Annotated in this window: 17 protein-coding genes; 5 read left to right on the forward strand and 12 right to left on the reverse strand. The window is 43.4% G+C overall.

What is annotated here, in order from left to right; genetic code table 11:
* Nucleotides 1-248: 248 nt before the first annotated feature.
* The 5 genes from FNW02_RS15185 to FNW02_RS15200 all read right to left on the reverse strand — a co-directional run bounded on the left by FNW02_RS15185 (nucleotide 249) and on the right by FNW02_RS15200 (nucleotide 4,916).
* Nucleotides 249-1,703 (reverse strand): dihydrolipoyl dehydrogenase family protein, encoded by a 1,455-nt coding sequence (locus tag FNW02_RS15185; RefSeq protein WP_191758369.1) that lies wholly within the window; start codon nucleotides 1,701-1,703, stop codon nucleotides 249-251.
* Between the two features lie 297 nt (nucleotides 1,704-2,000).
* Entirely contained in the window at nucleotides 2,001-3,053 is a 1,053-nt protein-coding gene (gene cobD, locus FNW02_RS15190; protein WP_191758370.1) for a threonine-phosphate decarboxylase CobD, read from the reverse strand.
* Nucleotides 3,054-3,079: 26 nt separating this feature from the next.
* Nucleotides 3,080-3,364, reverse strand: coding sequence for an HU family DNA-binding protein (locus tag FNW02_RS15195; protein ID WP_015111786.1), 285 nt, complete (start codon nucleotides 3,362-3,364; stop codon nucleotides 3,080-3,082).
* Between the two features lie 522 nt (nucleotides 3,365-3,886).
* Nucleotides 3,887-4,051, reverse strand: coding sequence for a DUF5615 family PIN-like protein (locus FNW02_RS40135; protein WP_431356812.1), 165 nt, complete (start codon nucleotides 4,049-4,051; stop codon nucleotides 3,887-3,889).
* A 223-nt stretch (nucleotides 4,052-4,274) separates the two neighbouring features.
* The gene (locus FNW02_RS15200) at nucleotides 4,275-4,916 is read right to left on the reverse strand and encodes a Uma2 family endonuclease (RefSeq protein WP_191758371.1); all 642 of its coding nucleotides are present in this window, start codon (nucleotides 4,914-4,916) and stop codon (nucleotides 4,275-4,277) included.
* A 114-nt stretch (nucleotides 4,917-5,030) separates the two neighbouring features.
* Between FNW02_RS15200 and FNW02_RS38665 the strand changes: the two genes are divergently transcribed.
* The gene (locus FNW02_RS38665; RefSeq protein ID WP_225225684.1) at nucleotides 5,031-5,255 is read left to right on the forward strand and encodes a hypothetical protein; all 225 of its coding nucleotides are present in this window, start codon (nucleotides 5,031-5,033) and stop codon (nucleotides 5,253-5,255) included.
* Between the two features lie 335 nt (nucleotides 5,256-5,590).
* Here FNW02_RS38665 and FNW02_RS15210 read toward each other — a convergent pair whose 3' ends face one another.
* The 4 genes from FNW02_RS15210 to pilM all read right to left on the reverse strand — a co-directional run bounded on the left by FNW02_RS15210 (nucleotide 5,591) and on the right by pilM (nucleotide 11,059).
* Nucleotides 5,591-8,053: an AMIN domain-containing protein gene (locus FNW02_RS15210; protein WP_191758372.1), complete on the reverse strand. Its 2,463-nt coding sequence runs from the start codon at nucleotides 8,051-8,053 to the stop codon at nucleotides 5,591-5,593.
* Nucleotides 8,054-8,333: 280 nt separating this feature from the next.
* Nucleotides 8,334-9,101 (reverse strand): pilus assembly protein PilO, encoded by a 768-nt coding sequence (locus FNW02_RS15215; RefSeq protein WP_191758373.1) that lies wholly within the window; start codon nucleotides 9,099-9,101, stop codon nucleotides 8,334-8,336.
* Nucleotides 9,098-9,868, reverse strand: coding sequence for a PilN domain-containing protein (locus FNW02_RS15220; RefSeq protein ID WP_191758374.1), 771 nt, complete (start codon nucleotides 9,866-9,868; stop codon nucleotides 9,098-9,100). Before FNW02_RS15220 ends, FNW02_RS15215 begins: the two co-directional genes overlap by 4 nt.
* 84 nt (nucleotides 9,869-9,952) lie before the next feature.
* Nucleotides 9,953-11,059 carry a type IV pilus assembly protein PilM gene (pilM, locus tag FNW02_RS15225; RefSeq protein WP_191758375.1) on the reverse strand — a complete coding sequence of 369 codons (1,107 nt, stop codon included), beginning with the start codon at nucleotides 11,057-11,059 and terminating at the stop codon, nucleotides 9,953-9,955.
* Nucleotides 11,060-11,202: 143 nt separating this feature from the next.
* Between pilM and FNW02_RS15230 the strand changes: the two genes are divergently transcribed.
* Nucleotides 11,203-12,501 carry an ABC transporter substrate-binding protein gene (locus tag FNW02_RS15230; RefSeq protein ID WP_191758376.1) on the forward strand — a complete coding sequence of 433 codons (1,299 nt, stop codon included), beginning with the start codon at nucleotides 11,203-11,205 and terminating at the stop codon, nucleotides 12,499-12,501.
* 49 nt (nucleotides 12,502-12,550) lie between these two features.
* Here the strand turns inward: FNW02_RS15230 and FNW02_RS15235 are convergent, their stop codons facing one another.
* From FNW02_RS15235 to FNW02_RS15245, 3 genes are all read right to left on the reverse strand, one after another.
* Complete coding sequence (locus FNW02_RS15235; RefSeq protein ID WP_191758377.1) at nucleotides 12,551-13,897, reverse strand: glutamate ligase domain-containing protein; 1,347 nt, start codon at nucleotides 13,895-13,897, stop codon at nucleotides 12,551-12,553.
* A gap of 430 nt (nucleotides 13,898-14,327) precedes the next feature.
* A complete protein-coding gene (locus FNW02_RS15240) occupies nucleotides 14,328-14,453 on the reverse strand; it encodes a photosystem II protein Y (protein ID WP_191758378.1) in 126 nt (41 codons plus the stop codon).
* Between the two features lie 348 nt (nucleotides 14,454-14,801).
* On the reverse strand, nucleotides 14,802-15,329 hold the full coding sequence (locus FNW02_RS15245) for a DapH/DapD/GlmU-related protein (RefSeq protein WP_191758379.1): 528 nt from the start codon (nucleotides 15,327-15,329) through the stop codon (nucleotides 14,802-14,804).
* Nucleotides 15,330-15,343: 14 nt separating this feature from the next.
* Here FNW02_RS15245 and FNW02_RS15250 point away from each other — a divergent pair, with 14 nt between their 5' ends.
* The 3 genes from FNW02_RS15250 to FNW02_RS15260 all read left to right on the forward strand — a co-directional run bounded on the left by FNW02_RS15250 (nucleotide 15,344) and on the right by FNW02_RS15260 (nucleotide 16,711).
* Entirely contained in the window at nucleotides 15,344-15,517 is a 174-nt protein-coding gene (locus FNW02_RS15250) for a hypothetical protein (RefSeq protein WP_225225685.1), read from the forward strand.
* Between the two features lie 54 nt (nucleotides 15,518-15,571).
* A complete protein-coding gene (locus FNW02_RS15255; protein ID WP_431356815.1) occupies nucleotides 15,572-16,081 on the forward strand; it encodes a TIGR02652 family protein in 510 nt (169 codons plus the stop codon).
* Between the two features lie 189 nt (nucleotides 16,082-16,270).
* A complete protein-coding gene (locus FNW02_RS15260) occupies nucleotides 16,271-16,711 on the forward strand; it encodes a VOC family protein (protein WP_191758381.1) in 441 nt (146 codons plus the stop codon).
* Nucleotides 16,712-16,840: the final 129 nt, after the last annotated feature.

Consider the following 16,840-nt stretch of genomic DNA (forward strand, 5'->3'; position numbering starts at 1 on the left):
CGCGAATATCAAAGATTCGTCCGTGAATATCAAAGATTCGTCCGCGAATATCAAAGATTCGTTAATGAAGCTCAAAACTTCATTAACGGAGTTCTTAGCTCCATTAACGAGTATCAAAGACTGATTATTGCATTCCAAAATCCCCTGCTCCCCTGTGCCTCTGCTCCAATACGGTTCAGGTAGAGACGTTGCATTGCAAGGTCTCTACATGGTCTATCTGTCACATTCTTTTTTTAAATTGGTATAACTCACAAATTCCAATTGCGGCGGAAGTAGAAGAAACCTTCTAGAAACTCTTGCAAAGCAGTGTTACTATTTAGCCTTTGCTTACTCCACTCGCTTGCAGTTTGTTCCAGAATTTCTGAGAAACTGGGATAGACGGGAGATAAATCTGCTAGATGCCTGATTGTAATTTTTTGGGACATTGCCAAGGCAATCAAATTAATTAACTCTCCAGCTTCTTTCCCTAATATTGAGGCTCCCAAAATTTCACCGTTACGCAGCACAATTAATTTACAGATGCCAGTGGTTTCGTCTTGCAGTTGAGCTGCTGCCACTGTTTTAAAATATTGCCGCAAAACTAAAACTTCATCTTGATTAAATTGGCGTTTTGCTTGCGCCTCTGTCAAACCCACTTGCGCCAGCATTGGCTGAGAAAATATCGCCCAAGGAATGCATCGATAGTTGACTTTGAGCCTGGGGAAAAAGAGCGCATTTTTCAGAGCGATTCTCGCTTCACAATTAGCGATATTGGCAAAGTCATAACCACCAATTACATCACCACAAGCATAAATACGGTGGTTAGTGGTTTGCAGTTTATCATTTACCACTAAGCGACGCTGATGCCATTTCACGCCTACTGTTGCCAAATTTAGGGATTCAAGATTTGGCTGTTGTTCAGTTGCTACTAAAATCTCATCAGTTTCAATCGCTTTATCTCCTGCCTGTACCCACTTTTTATCTTCAATTCGCCTTACCTGAGTTACTAGCTTTTCCGTGAGCACGCGCACGCCATCAACTTCTAACTGCGCTTGAAGCAGTACGGCTATTTCGGGATCAATATGAGGCAGAATATAAGGATATTTGACTACCAACGTGACGCTACAACCTAACCTTGCTAAAGTTTGAGCTATTTCAATACTTTGGGGAATACCGCCGATAATTACCCAATTTTTAGCTAATGTCCTTTGATTTAAAGATTGCCAAATATCAGATAAGGTAAGGTAGCCAGTGGCTTGCAATCCGTCAATCTCTGGAATCGCCGGATGGGAACCGCTGGCTAGCAAATAAGTACGTGCGCGTAGTGGGCGATTGTTGACGATAAAAGCTAGTTGAGGTGAGGATTGAAATTGACCATTGCCAACGATAACATCAACGCCTTGGGCGGCTAGGATGGCGGGAGAATTGTGTTCTTGGATATTTGAGACAACGCCGTGAGCGTACAGCATTGCTTCTTGCCATGCCACATATCTGTCGCATGTTTGTGAACTATCAGAGCATCTGCTATGAATACCAAAACCAGCTACATCATCTTTATTCTGTGCGAGGTTGCTAATTTCGTTAATAGCCTGGTGATAAATGAATCCATAATTTACTTTGGATTCTACCAAAGCAACTGTGGCGCGTAGTTGGGTCGCAGCAAGGGCAGCGTAGTGTCCCGCAAGACTGCCACCGATAATTACGACATCGTAGTCATTGGTCATTGGTCATTGATCATTGGAAAATAAGAAATAACTAACAACTAACAGTAGGGGCACTGTTATACCCATTGGTGTCAACTTCAGCTAAAAATAGCTTTACTGTTAGTCTCCTCACCCAAGAGAGAATGAATTCTCTGGCTAACAGCGAAAGTCTACTAAAGTAGACTCAGGATTTTGGGCGATATATAGTCATCTTTAGATGACTTTTGCTATGAGCAAGGAACTTCAGTTTCTTGCGGGATATGGATTTCACGTTAAGTTGACACGTATGTGTTGTGCCCCTATTAACTGACAAAAAACTCAGCACTCATTACTGAGCACTGACTGTAGTGCTGCTAGTAAACGCTGATTATCGGATTCAGAACGTACAGCAACCCGGAAAAAGCGATCGCCTAGTTCTTTAAAACTAAGGCAATCGCGGATTAAAATCTGGTGATGCTTAAGTAATTGCTGCTGTAACTGCGAAGTAGACTGTTTTGACTCAACCAGTAAAAAGTTAACAGCACTTTCTTGGGGATGCAATCCTGAAATTGAGGTTAAACCCTGAAAGAGTTGGCTTCGTGCAGGTGGTAGCCATGTCCAGGTTTGCTGTTGAAACTCTGTATCCTGAATTGCCGCAATTGCAGCCGCAGCCGCCAGCGTGTTTACAGGCCAGGGGTCGCGCCATAGCTGCCATTTCGATAGGCGGTCGGGGTGAGCGATCGCATATCCTAACCTTAGTCCTGGAAGACTGTAGAATTTCGTTAGCGATCGCAATATTACTAAATTCGGATATTCCTGCACCACAGAAATTAGACTTTGTTCCTCATCGGGGGGCACAAAATCCATAAACGCCTCATCCACTACTACTAAAGCGAACTGCTCTAGGTAGGGCAAAATTGAGTCGCGCGAAAATAGCTTCCCCGTCGGGTTGTGTGGATTATTCAGTAACAGTCCTTGATCAGCGATCAATGACGAATCATCAATGACTAATGACAAAGGACACTCCAGGACTTTAGCGTTGTACGCTGCCAGGGTTCGGTAGTAGTCGCCAAAGGCTGGAGTGATTAATATTGCTGCGGCTAATTGTGCCAATTCTCGACCTGCTAAAGTAAGTAATTCTGCTGAGCCATTTCCCGGCAGAATCCACTCAGGCGGCAGTTGATGGAAGTGACTGAGAGCTAGTCTCAGTTCACTGTAATTTGGATCTGGATAGTGCTTAATATTACCAATTTGGGACTGAATAGCAGCGATCGCGCTATTTGGCGGCCCCAACGGGCTGATGCTAGCAGAAAAATCCAGAATAGCATCACGGGGACAGCCAGCCAGTGCTGCTGCCCAGGCTAAATTTCCCCCGTGTGCTGGTTGCCGCATCAAAAAAAGATTCCCAAAGACAGAACCTATGATTTTGGGGGTGCTACCCTTTCTCTAAACAGCTTTCCTGCCGAGAAGGCAGGCACTTTTGTTGCCGGAATTTCCATTTTCTCATTTGTTTTTGGATTTCGACCTTCACGGGCTTTACGTTCCCGTGATTCAAATGAACCGAATCCGACTAGCGTTACCTTATCGCCAGAGGAAACAGCTTCAATGATCGTTTCTAAAGCGGCTGTTAAGACTGCATCGGCTTGTTTTTTGGTAACACTAGCCTTTTCAGCTACAGCATCAACTAATTCACCTTTGTTCATATGAGACTCCTTGAGGTTTATTTGAGATTCTCTACGGATGTACCTTGATACATCTTTACTAAAATCTCTGTTTGGAGAAATACAAAAGTCATCCTTTGGGAGTATTTTTACTCAAGATCGCTGTAAATCCCATCGGCTCGACTTTTCAATGAATCATTCTAAGGTGTTGTAGCCTGTAGTGGATAGATGAAACCATTAATTTATATAGATTTCAGGATTTTTTGTAATTTTAGGGTGGTTGTTTCACTAAAAACACCACAAAAGTAGGAAAAAATACCTAGTAAAAACCCCTGTTTCCAGAAAAACAGGGAAGTGAAGGAGTGGAGGACAAGAGATAAGTAGTCAGTATTTGTTAGGTTTAATTACTCATATAGAAGTTTTATTAACTAGATTTAGCAGTTTTTCTAAAATCTGGTCATGAGTTCGATAAATATCTCGTGCTATTTTAAAATTTAAATACGAATATTAGGTCTGCGATCGCAGCACTGCCCGCTATATGTCTACACTAATTTCTATAATCGCTTAACCTTGTCGCAGCCGCTCTAAAGTATCTGGAAATGTAGCCCTGAGAATCTGCCGGAGATTACGATTTGTGACGTTGCCACAAGTTAGCCAAAGGATTTGTGGAGGTGTCCCTAACCAACAAGCCAAATCAACAAAATCACTGTGAAAGCTGCACGCGCGCACAATTCAGTTAAAACTGAGTCCGTTTCAACTGATATTTTGCACTAGTCCCAACAACCGCCATAGGTTAGAAACCTATGGCTTATAGCGAAAGTCCTCTTCAGAGGACTAAATTACTTCCAGACTTTGGTTTTCAGTCCACTTGAGTGGACTTTGGCTATTAGCCTGGAACTTTGAGTTCCAGGTGGATACTGGCGTTAATTGAGAATGGTGCAAGTTATCAATTTCAACTAATACCAGAAATTTGCTGTCGCACCCAAGCACGAAAAGCACGGGTAGTAGCAATTTCCCCATCTTTTTTAGCCTGTTGAATAAATCGGGGAATCTCCTTGATTGACAAAGGCGCAAAAGTAGGGCTAGTTTGGGTTTCTGAGTATTGCCTACCTTCAAGCGCGTAAACCCGCAACACACTGCCGTTATAACGCCAGAATTCCGGGACTCCCATCGCAGCATAAAGCCTAAACTTGTCTATTGCAGACCTGGAATATTCTACCTCCAGCACAAGGTCTGGGGGTGGGTCAGTGGCTATATCAATATTTTCTTTATCTCGAACTAACGCTTCGTTTTGGATGTAGTAACTACTATCTGGCTCGGCTCCCCGTTCTAAGTCATCCCGCGTCAAAGTCAGTGAACCAGCGCGTCTAATCTCCAAGCCCAATTCTTCGCACAGCACAACAACGAAGCCTTCAATTAGGCGGTTTGAGTTTTCGTGCGGCATCAGTGGGTTCATAATTTCTATTGTTCCATTGTCATAAGCAAATCGGGAGTTACGCTCCGAACCCATTTCAGCCAGCATAATTTTAAATGTTTGCCAGCTGATATTTTGGAGTAAAACCCTAGTCTCTGCGGGTATTGTTGTCGCCACCATAGTTCAGTTCTCCGCAACAAACTTTTTTCCAGTACTATACCCCTTAATATTACAGTTAAGGATAAATATGCTAGTAAAGAGTGTCAGCACCAAGTTATCAGGAAACGGTGCATTATGAAGTTCAGCTATAACAAATTTCATTTACCAGGTATATTTTCTATGCTAAAAAATGCAAGTTTAAGAAGTGCGAATATGGCAATCAAAGAACAACTTATGCAAGAAATTGAATCAGCACCAGATGCACTTTTAGCCGAAACACTTAATTTTTTGCGTTTTTTGAAAACAAAGGAAACCCAAATCCTTTTGAATAATGTACTAAATGGATACAAATTAGTGTAGTCTCGCTATTTTAAGTAAGTAGCTAGGCGTAAACAAATTAAAGTTATTAGTAAGGATTTTAGTTCTGATAATCTTTGTTTTGAGCGATGAATCGCTCACTACGAACTAGGATTTTATTTTTTTATATTTAATTATACCTACCTATTTAACAAGCTGAAAACTCATATTTTTTCAAATTACTGTTTCTCCTGTTTAGACAAGTAGGCTGGACTAAACAAGAATCCCACGACTTCAAGCCGTGGGAGCGTCAAAATAAACAGGATTTAATTATGAACTGCTTAACAGTAGTTGGACAGGATTTGAGCCAGAGTTGACTCACCTGCTCATCATCTTTGTTACCTTGCGGGAGTCTTTAATCCACGGCGCTCAAGGATTTGCCGCACCTGTGGGCTGGGAGTGTAATTATAGCCGTAGGAAGAGTTTTCTGTGTCATCCATAATCTGAGGTGTGAGCAACACAATTACCTCTTGGCGCTGATTAGATCTGTTCGTTTGTCTAAACAACGAACCAATCAGCGGAAGATCACCCAAGATGGGAATTTTGGAAACACTTGTCCGGTCTGTATCTTGAATGATGCCTGAGAGAATTAGCGTTTGACCATCTCGCAGACGAATCAACCCAGAATTAAGGGAACGCTCAGACACCAAAAATATTTGTTGGCTACCACCCCCTCCAACATTGATAGTAGCTGGAGCTTGGGGTGCTTTGACGACAGGAGCTACCGATAGAGAAACAAAACCGTTATCGTCAATACGTTCAATTTTGACACCTAGGGTTAAACCTACTCGGTCTTTCTCAGCTGAAATCGTTTCTGTGGCAAGATTTGCATCGCGAACTATTTCCCTTTTTATATTGCCTACCACTTCCTGAGTCAAGTTGACATTAGCGGTTTGTCCTTCTTGCACAATTAAGGTTGGGTCAGTCAAAATCTTGGCATTACCATTTGTAACCTGAGCCTGCAAGCTAGCAAGAAGACGTTTAGGAAATTGGAATAAAGTTGGCAGAGTTGTAGTAGCCGAGCCAAGAGCGCCTTGTGTAATGCTAGATGTACCATCAGCATTTCTTGTAATGATGTTATCGGTTGCTGGAGTGATATCAGAAAAACCTGGCTGTAAAGGGTTTCCAGTAGGTGCAGTAGGTCTATAGAAGTTGCCACTTCCTGGGTTTGCAACTCTAGTAATGTTACCGCTTGGGTCTACTACTATTGTACCTGGGGTAGTTCCTGGAACAGCTACAGTGCTATTTGGGTCAAGGAAGGGTTGTCCTGTAACTGGATTGCTAATGACTGGTGTACCAGTCACGCTGCTTGTTGCTTCAGCTCTAGTGGCCGGTCTAGAACCACCAAAATTGAGAGATGCTGCACCGCCATCATTAGTAAAGAAGTTATTGCCTATCCCAAAGGAAAAGCTAGTGTTGTAGTCTTGAGTGTTCAAGAGGTTAACATCGATAATTTTGACGTTAACTGCCACTTGACGACGGCGGATATCAAGCTGAGTTAGTTGAGCCATTGCCATCTCAACTAGCCTAGGAGGCCCAATCAAAGTTAAGGAATTAGTACGCTCGTCACCTAATGCCTGTAAACCTCTGAGTAATGGGTTAGAGTCTTTAAAATCAACGCGTTGAGTTTCAACTTTGGTTTCTGTAGTGGTCTGAGTTTGAGTAATGGGAGTAGCTCCAGCGCCCACAGGTACAGCATTAACGCTAGTAACCTGCCGTTCGCGGCTGACGGCGCTTTCTGCCCCCAGACCGACCAAAAAGTTTAAGGCGACTCCTACTGTAACCTGATTGAGCCGCAAGCTACGCATAACCATGTCACGGGTCGCATTAGGCAGTTTAGGCCCGACAAAAATTGTGCGGCCGCTGCGGTTAGCTTCTAGACCACTTAGGCGCAAGACGTAGTTAAAAACATCTTGCACTGGCTCGTTTTCTATATCTAGGGAGATTGTCGAACCATCACCCCCTGAAGCAGGCTTACCTTCACCAGATGCCGCTCCTGCGGTTTCGCCTCCGACATAAGCCAAGTTCAGACTAGCCGCACGGGCAAGCAGTGACAAAACCTCGCGCACTGGGGCATCTCGCAATACTAAGCGGGGAACGCGTTCCTGAGTTGCCAAATCAACAGTGCTAGGAGAGGCATCGGTAGCGGAAATGGCTATATCTCCTACGGGTGGGGCAACGGCTCTAGGTAAGAAAGGTGGAGCTTGGCTTACAGGTTGACCAGGGCCCGCGGCTTGTGCAGGTGTGCCGTCAATTGTGACTTGTGGATTGGGAACGAGAACGTTTGGCTTTTGACCTGGTTGAGCTGGGGCGGGAGCAGGCGATGCTGTTGGTGTTGGAGGTGTTGGTGTTGTTTGTGTTGGCCTTGGTGTTGGTGCTAATACTGTTGTGCCTGCAGATGGGGTAAAGCTGAGGCTAATTCCATTTTGCTTGCGTTCCACAGGTTGAGTGTCAGGGGCGTTGTTGCTACCAATCACCATCACCCGGATACTATTGGCATCTAGCTGACTAATTTCTACGGAGCTAATTCCTGGAGATGGGTTGTCTTGACGGAAACTATTACCTTGTGGTAGACGTAGTTGCGTATTAATAATATCTGCAACTAAAGCTTTGCCTCTTTTTGTAGTAAAAACTTGCGGGCGCGAGCCTGATGAAGTTTTCAAAACAACACTAATGCCACCACTAACTGGATTTAACTGTACATCAGTAATTTGAGTAATTTGTGCCCATACTGGTTGAGCTGCCAAAAATACAAAAGCGGTAGCACCCAAAATTAAACTATTACCGTGAAGCTGTTTCACAGTTCATTCCTCACTTAATAAAACCTTGTTAACCAATAATCTTTGAGTAGTTATGCCGCTATGAGTGCTGAGTATTTGATGTTTGGCAGCATTCTCAATTAGCAACCTCGCCCGCCCAGAACTCAAGTTATGGGCTAATAGCTTAAGTCTACTCAAGTAGACTGAAAAGCAAGTCTGGAAAGAATTTAGTCCTCTTAAGAGGACTTTCGTTATGAGCCATAGGTTTATAACCTATAGTGGTTATTGGTACTGGTGCAAGATAACTCAGCACTGTTTATTGTTACTTCTTGGCAACAGGTTGAGCTGCTGCTATGTCCTCTGGAGTAAGTGGCATCAATGCCTGTAGCTGGAAGGATGTATTGATTGATGCAGGGCCAGACCGCACCACCACCGTTCTATCAGGTAAAACCCTAGTTTCTGCTGGAGCTAAGGTTGATTGATAGTCTCTAACTATTAATAAAGGCTGTAAGCGCTCAATGTTACGAATTATCGATTGTGTTTGTTCATAAGTTCCAGAAATTTCAATATTGACACTGCTACGTTTAAGCTTGCCATCGACTTGTGTTCCCAGAGTTCCATCGGTAATCGGTTCTGGTTTCTGTGAAGCTGGCACATACTTCTTCAATTTAGCTCTCTCTGTATTAAAAGAAGCTTTTTGAGCATTCCCAGACTCGACCAAGCGATTCATGTCAAGCAGTAATGTATCTAAGGTTTTCTCGTTAGCAAATAAACCTAAAACCTGGACTTTTTGCTGCTTTGCCTGTGCTAGTTCGTCTTTTACTTTGTCAATCTGTTTGAGGCTGGCTATCTTTTGCTGAATTTGCCCTTGCAGTTCGGCGCTTTTTGCTTGCTGCTGCTGATAATTTTCCCAAGCTGGCATCACCAGATTGAATAATATATAAGCTGCTGCCGCTAAACCAAAAACTCCTGCCAAAATACCTATGATTTTGGGTGTGAAGCTAATGCCAAAGACGACGGGGTAGGCTGGCGTTGCTGAGTCAAATTCACCGCCTTGTTCTGCAAAATTTAAATCATCACTTACTGTCATTTTGAAATGACTCCTGTTTGTTGCATACTGCGAATTCGAGCCACTAGTCCTACTGTGCCTTTTTGCTCCAACTCTCGGATTAACTCCGAAGCTGGAATATCACTCATACTCGATTGAATGGTGTATTTAACTATTTGGGGTGGCTTAATTGGTATGGCAGTAGGAGATCTCACAGCATTTGGTGGTATTGGCGCATCTACTAAGGTTGCTGTGATAATTTTGCTTTCTGAGGACTTAAAGAACTGAGACTGTTGCAGAGTTAATAAGAAATCGTTGACATCGTTATAGGAGCGAGCCAATCCAGTAATTTCTAATCCTCCAGCAGGATTGCTTGGTGGCTGCCCTTGTGCTGCTGGAGTAGGTAGGGTTTGCTTGACATTCTCAATTTGCACTGATGCTGGTATGCGATCGCGCAAATCTTGTAACATGGCTGACCAAGGACGAATCTGGTCAAACACAGTAACCAAAGCTTGCGTTTCCGCTTTAACTGCGTTGGTCTCTGCTTTGATTTTGTTAATATTTCCTATTTCTGTATCTAATCTCTTGTTTTCCTGATCTAGTTGTGCTATTGTCCCCTCTAATTCAGTAATCTTGCCTTGCAAAAACCACCAACCACCTGCCACCAGAACTGGAAGACACACACCTAGACCGACTCCCAAATAGGCGGGTGTTAAATTCCCTGTAGGAAGTGTTAGTCCTGCCTTCTTGTCGGGCTTTTTCTGATACGCTGGGCGGTCTTTAAGAAAATTAACATCAAGACTGTACATGTTCTCACACCAACTAAGATAAATACTATGGTTTGAGAATTCTCAAACAGCGTGATTGTCAAAATAGACAATCCAAAATTTTTATCACACCTCCCGCATTCCTAAACCGAGTACGATCGCTAAACCAGAGCGTTGCACTTGGGGATATTTCTCGTTGTCAACTTCCAAGGACAAAGAGCCAATGGGATCTATTTGGGTAGTTGGCAAGCTTAAGCGTTGGGTAAAGAACTCATCTAACTGTGAAAGTCCGCCTCCTGGCCCAGCTAGGAGAATCTGTGCTACCTCCAAGTTTTCACTCTGATTGAGGTAAAAATCGATGGAACGGCGTAGTTCATCTGTTAGTTCTGCTAATACTCTGACAATGGCCGCCATCCCAGGATCGATTCCAGTAACCCCAGTTTTGCCGCCATCTACGGGAGTTGAGGGAATGGTCATTCCCTGCAACATTTCCATATCTCGTGATGTAGGTAAGCTCATAGCCCTCGCTAGGGCAGTTTGCAATTGATAAGTGCCAATAGGCACAGTGCGCGAAAATTGCGGCACTCCGTTAACAATGATGGCAATTTCTGTACTATCGAACTCTATATCAACTAGTACCGCTGCTTCTTGCGGCCCAAATTGCCGCAATTGATCGCGAATAGTCCGAAGCAGAGCAAAACTGTTAATTTCTAAAACATCAATTTGCAATCCTGCCTGCTCGAATGTACTTATATAGGTATCAGTCACGTCCTTGCGGGTGGCAACTAGAAGTACCTGTACTTTTTCAATACCATCCTCGTCTACAAAGTACCCAAGTTTCTGATAATCTACATCAGCTTCTTCGCGGGGATAGGGTAAATACAAACCTGCTTCATGGTTAATTACCATTTCTCGCAGTTCTTTATCATCTAACTCTGCCGGCACAGGTATCAGACGGACAATAGAATCACGCCCTGGTACAGCAGTAGCTACACGAGAGGCTTTGATTTTACTCTCAGCTAGCGCCTGTTGAATTAACTGCGCCATTGCTGGAGGGTCAGTAATTTGACCATCGGTAACTACACCTTCTGGAACTGCTACTGATGTAAAGGCTTCTATTTTTAAGCCTTGACGTTGTTTGCGTAGCTGAACTACATTTACCCGTTCTGGGGCAAGTTCAATGCCAACCCCTTTATTAGATTTGCCAAACAGACTATTGAAGCTTTTAACCACAGTTGTGCCTGCTAGACTGGTAAATTGAAAATTTAATGTAGAGATGCGATGTATCACGTCTCTACTGGTAATCGATTTAGCTTATAATCTCGACAATTTTGCATAAGATTTTCACCCCGAACAAGCGTAAAAATACTGGTAAGATGATTCAATTGCGAAAATTCAAACAACTGGCTGCTTGGGCACTACTTGGTTTATTTACCAGTTGGATTGTAAGTTGCAGCACAGGTAACGTTGGTACAAGTACAAAACAGGCTACTTCAGGAGCAACAACTGTTGAGTTTTGGACGATGCAACTCCAACCGCAATTTACCAATTACTTCCAAAGCCTGATTACAAATTTTGAATCGAAAAACTCAGGTATAAAGGTTAACTGGGTAGATGTACCCTGGGCGGCAATGGAGAACAAAATTTTAACAGCTGTCTCAGCAAAAACGCCACCTGATGTTGTTAACCTCAATCCAGGTTTTGCTTCCCAACTCGCCGGTAGAAATGCCTGGTTGGATTTGAATACAAAAGTCCCGAATGAAGTCCGTTCCTCCTATTTGCCGAATATTTGGAAAGCAAGCACACTCAATGGCAAGAGTTTCGGGATTCCCTGGTATCTCACCACAAGGCTAACCATTTATAACACTGATTTATTAAAACAGGCAGGTATCAATAAATCACCTGCAACCTACGCAGAATTGGCACAAGCGGCACAACAAATTAAAGATAAGACTGGCAAATATGCCTTTTTTGTGACTTTCGTTCCGCAAGATTCCGGTGAAGTGCTGGAATCTTTTGTGCAGATGGGAGTCACTCTAATTGATACTGACGGTAAAGCAGCGTTTAACTCTCCTCAAGGTAAAGCAGCGTTTCAGTATTGGGTGGACTTGTATAAAAAAGGGTTGCTTCCTAAAGAGGTGTTAACGCAGGGACATCGCCATGCGATCGATTTATACCAAGCTGGAGAAACGGCGTTTCTAGCTTCAGGGCCAGAGTTTCTCAAAACGATCGCCAATAATGCCCCGAAAATTGCTCAAGCCTCAGCGATCGCACCTCAATTAACGGGTGATACAGGGAAGAAAAATGTAGCTGTGATGAACATAGTTATTCCCCGCGAAACTAAAAACCCTGACGCTGCTGTTAAATTTGCTCTATTTGTCACCAATGACGAAAATCAGCTAGCCTTTGCCAAAGCTGCAAATGTCCTGCCTTCTACAGTCAAAGCGCTATCTGACAGCTACTTTAAAGATGTCCCGGCTACTGCTTCCACAGTAGAAAAAGCAAGAGTTATTACCGCTCAACAACTGCAACAGGCAGAAATATTAACTCCTACTTTGAAGGATTTCAAAAAACTGCAAAAGGCCGTTTACGAGAACTTACAAGCAGCAATGCTAGACCAGAAGACGGTAGATAAAGCTGTAGAAGATGCAGCGCAACAGTGGAATCAAAGGTAATTCGTAAATCATAATTCGTAATTCGTAATTCGTAATTATGATTTACGAGTTATGTTTGTGTTTGTAAAAATTCTCCTACTAGATAAAGCGAACCACATAAGACGATTAAATCGTTGGTGGTAGCGCTTGAGGTTGCAGAATCTAGGGCTGTGAATAAATCTGGATGTATTTGGCGATCGCTTAAATTTGGACAGAGGTTGTGAGCTAGGCTGGCTAAATTGTGTAAGTCAGCGGAGGTTCTTCCTGGCCAAGGCTCTATTGGTATTGGTACTAAGTAAAGGCGATCGCCTGGGCGCAGCAAGGCGGCAAAAATATCAGCGTGATCTTTGTCAGAGAACATTCCCATAACCCAATGTATGGGCTTGTTGTTAACTGTGTTTAAGCTATCGATATACTCACGAAGAACCTGGGCGGCGGCTGGATTATGAGCGCCATCGAGTAATAATTTATGGTTTTTCCAGGTAGTCCATTGCATCCGCCCTAACCATTGAGTTTTTGCCATACCCTGAGCGATCGCTTCTTTTGAAATCTGCCAACCCTGCTGTTGGATAATTTCTAAAGTAGCCAAAGCTAAAGCCGAATTACTCAACTGAATTTGTCCTGCTAATGGCAAAGGATACTTAATAAAGTGATGGCGTAGTTTTTCTATCTCCCCCTGCTCCCCCTGCTCCCCTACTCCCCTGCCCCCCTGCTTCCCTACTATCCCTCCTTCATACTCCGCCCATCCTGGGGCTATCTGGCGAGAAGGCTGAGGCTGAAAAATTGGGCATTGTAATTCTAAAGCACGCGATCGCACGACTTTTTCGGCATCCGGTGGCAATAGTCCAATTACAACGGGACATCCAGGTTTGAGAATACCAGCTTTTTCTCTGGCAATTTCAGCGACAGTAGAACCAAGTTGCTGCCAGTGTTCGCGGCTGATGGAAGTGATGACAGTAACTAAAGGCTGCAAACAGACATTAGTAGCATCTAAACGACCTCCTAATCCCACTTCTACCACTGCTATATCAACTTGTTGCTGAGCAAAATACAACCAAGCCGCTGCTGTAATTACTTCAAATTGAGTTGCAGGCTCATCACCTGCACGAATAGCTGCTTGGACTTTTTCTAATAATTGGCTCAATTCCTCAGAGGAAATTGGCTGTTCGTTTAGGCAAATCCGTTCCGTCCAATCGACTAAATGGGGAGAAGTGTAGCGTCCTGTACGATAACCAGCCTCGGTAAGTACAGAAGAAAGATAAGCACAGACCGAACCTTTGCCGTTAGTACCAGCAACATGAATTACTGGGATTTGGTGATGGGGATTGCCGAGCTTTGCTAATAATTTCACAATGCGATCGAGTCCTAGATGGACACCAAAGCGTTGAAAGGGTTGTATTACAGAATCGATATCCACGATTGGGGATTGGGGATTGTGGGAGCAGGGGAAGCAAGGGGAAGAGAATAATTAATCACAAATACTTCTCTACGTTCGCGTAGCGTGTCGTAGACAGAGGTTGCGCCCTAAACGTAGCTATGTCGCAGGCTTTACGGCTTTGCTCAGTACAAGTGACTAATGATAAATGACTCATTGACTGATTATGAATAAAACCGACTGTCTTGGTAAAGAGAAACAGTCGGTTAAAAAATGATGATATTGAATCGAATTTAACAGTTATCAGTCAAGATAATTGGGTTTAAGGAGAACCACTAAGGGGGTAATCGCTTCCAACCGAAAACTAATAACCCAAAGTCGATTAGTGGCAGACACTATCTAGCGGTTTTAAATCCCCCACCATACGCCGCCGTCAGGACTGATAACTGTTTACTGTTTACTGTTTACTGATTTAAGCTTCTCTATCCCAAAAGCCTTGAATTTGTCTTAAAGCCGCAGCGCCAATATTAAACACTGCCCAGCCAGCAGCAATGGCGATTGGTGCTAAAACGATCGCTATACGGAAATCAATATCCATGTCTAGAACCCCTCTGCTAAGTAGAAATTAAACTTTTGTCAACTCTTCTCATTTTTATTTTTAGCTGAAGTGGGCAATTTTTCCCAATCAATGTGTAAAGAATGTTTAAAGTTGGGATAGAAGACAGGAGACAGGAGACAGAAGTTAGGAGACAGGAGTAATTAATTATTCTCTTCCTCTGCTTTCCCTGCACATTCAATCTTGGATTTGCGATTTTGGATTTTAGATTGTTCAATCCAAAATCTGTCTTGAAAAGTTTGTTACGGAGGGAAACCCTCCTTACAACTTTCCGCAAAATCTAAAATCTAAAATTCTTCTGCTCCCCTTGCTTCCCTCCTCTCCCTACCACTAGTCCTTGTTAAAACCTAGATCAGTCCCCTGACCGGCATGAACCAAAGCTAACTTTTGGTAACGTTGAGCATGTTCGATTAATTCTGCGGCTTCAACGTCTGTTACTTGACGCTGCACTTTGCCAGGAATGCCGACGATAAGGGACATAGGCGGTACATTCTTAGTAACCACAGCACCAGCACCTATAATGCTACCAGTACCCACTCGTACCCCATCCAAAATAACTGCGCCAATACCAATCAAAGTTCCACGTTCAATGTAGGCGGAATGCACCACAGCGCGATGCCCTACGGTAACATGATCTTCTAAAATTGTTGGAAAACCAGGATCACCATGTAGAATTGCTCCATCCTGTATATTTGTGCATTCGCCAATGTCAATACGTTCTACATCTCCCCTAACTACAGCTCCATACCAAATGCTCACTCCTGCTGCTATTGTTACAGAGCCGACTACAACAGCATTGGCTGCGACGAAGGCAGCTTGAGAAAAATCGACAGATGTCCAGTAAGAAGCGGTAGACACGATAGAATATGAATATGGTACCCAGGAACACTGGAGAAACTCCAACCATTGAGGCTGGTTGCACAACCAGAATATCACAGCGTCAAGCCTCTACGCTGAGGCAAACACTAGTGAAAAATGTTCCTGCCGCAACTCCGTATCCGTGCAGCAGTGAGCAAGTAACCCAAAGTGACGGAGCCGAAGTGTAAAATCCAACCCACTGGTGCTGGTGAAAACAAAACTATGTTTGTACGCACTTCATGATGAATCCAGGCTTGCAGTACCCAATATTTGGCCCTGAAATACAGTGTCCCCATTGTCGCCAGACTATTCCGGCGCTGACACTAACTGATACGTATTTATGTCCGCGTCATGGCGCTTTTGAAGCTAATCCCAAAAACGGAGAATTAATCCATCTCCAGTCTGGGCGTCATTGGCGAAGATGGAATAATGAATGGTACAGACAACATACCCATCCTGATGGTATTCGGTTTGAAATTCACGAAGCATTAGACAAGCTGTATACCCAAGGCTATCGAGCAACACGAGTGATCATTGCTCGACGCTATCAGGAATTGATGAGTGGCTATTTAGAACGCAGCACACCTTGGCGTTCTGGACAACCGGAAATCACGGCTGCGCGACTATACGGCTTACCTGTGGAGTTTAGCCCTGATTCCCCAGAAGATCCATGTTGGGAAGTGATTAATTTTGACTTGGAAAAAGAGCCTGGAGTCCCTGTACGCTATCCTTATTTCAGATTATTTGAGTAATTGTCATTAGTCATTAGTCATTGGTCATTGGTCATTTGACTAATGACTAAGAACAAAGCGCAAAGTCTGAGCGGAGGTTTCCTTTGAGCAAACACCAGTGACGCTCCTGCGTCGCTACCGCTACGCTAATGCATAAGTCGGGGAACCCGCCCAAGCAACTGGCTCAACTTTGTAAGAAAGGACAAAATTATGCACCATGCTTCGATTCGGACGGCAAACATTCATCAGGCGATCGCTTTTTATGAACAGTTAGGGTTTACAGTTTCGGAACGCTTCACTACAGGCTACACCCTAGCTTGTTGGATGGAAGGATTAGGAGGCAGAATTGAACTAATTCAAATTCCCCAACCAAAACCTGCCCCAGATGCATTCGCTGACGAACATTATGTAGGGTACTATCATCTTTCATTTGATTTAACTAAAATTACACCAGATTTACCCAGTTGGTTGACAAGTCTACAAGAACGTGTATTATTAGCGGCAGAAAATCAACCAGAACTACCAGCGCTAAAGGTACTTTTAGAACCGACACAGCAACAGATAGGCGATCGCATTTACGAAGTTGCTTTCATTGCCGATACTGATGGTTTACCGTTAGAATTCATCCGAATCTTAGAAAAAATCTCATAATCTAGCCTTTTTATTGATTATTTTTGTTAATAAAATACTTAATCTTTGTAGTGTTACCGAAGTAAGATGTTTTTACCGAAAATTAGACTATAGTCATCCTCATCAAGACATATGTAAAATAATTGACAT

It is taken from the genome of Komarekiella delphini-convector SJRDD-AB1 (assembly GCF_014831675.1).
Classification (GTDB): domain Bacteria; phylum Cyanobacteriota; class Cyanobacteriia; order Cyanobacteriales; family Nostocaceae; genus Komarekiella.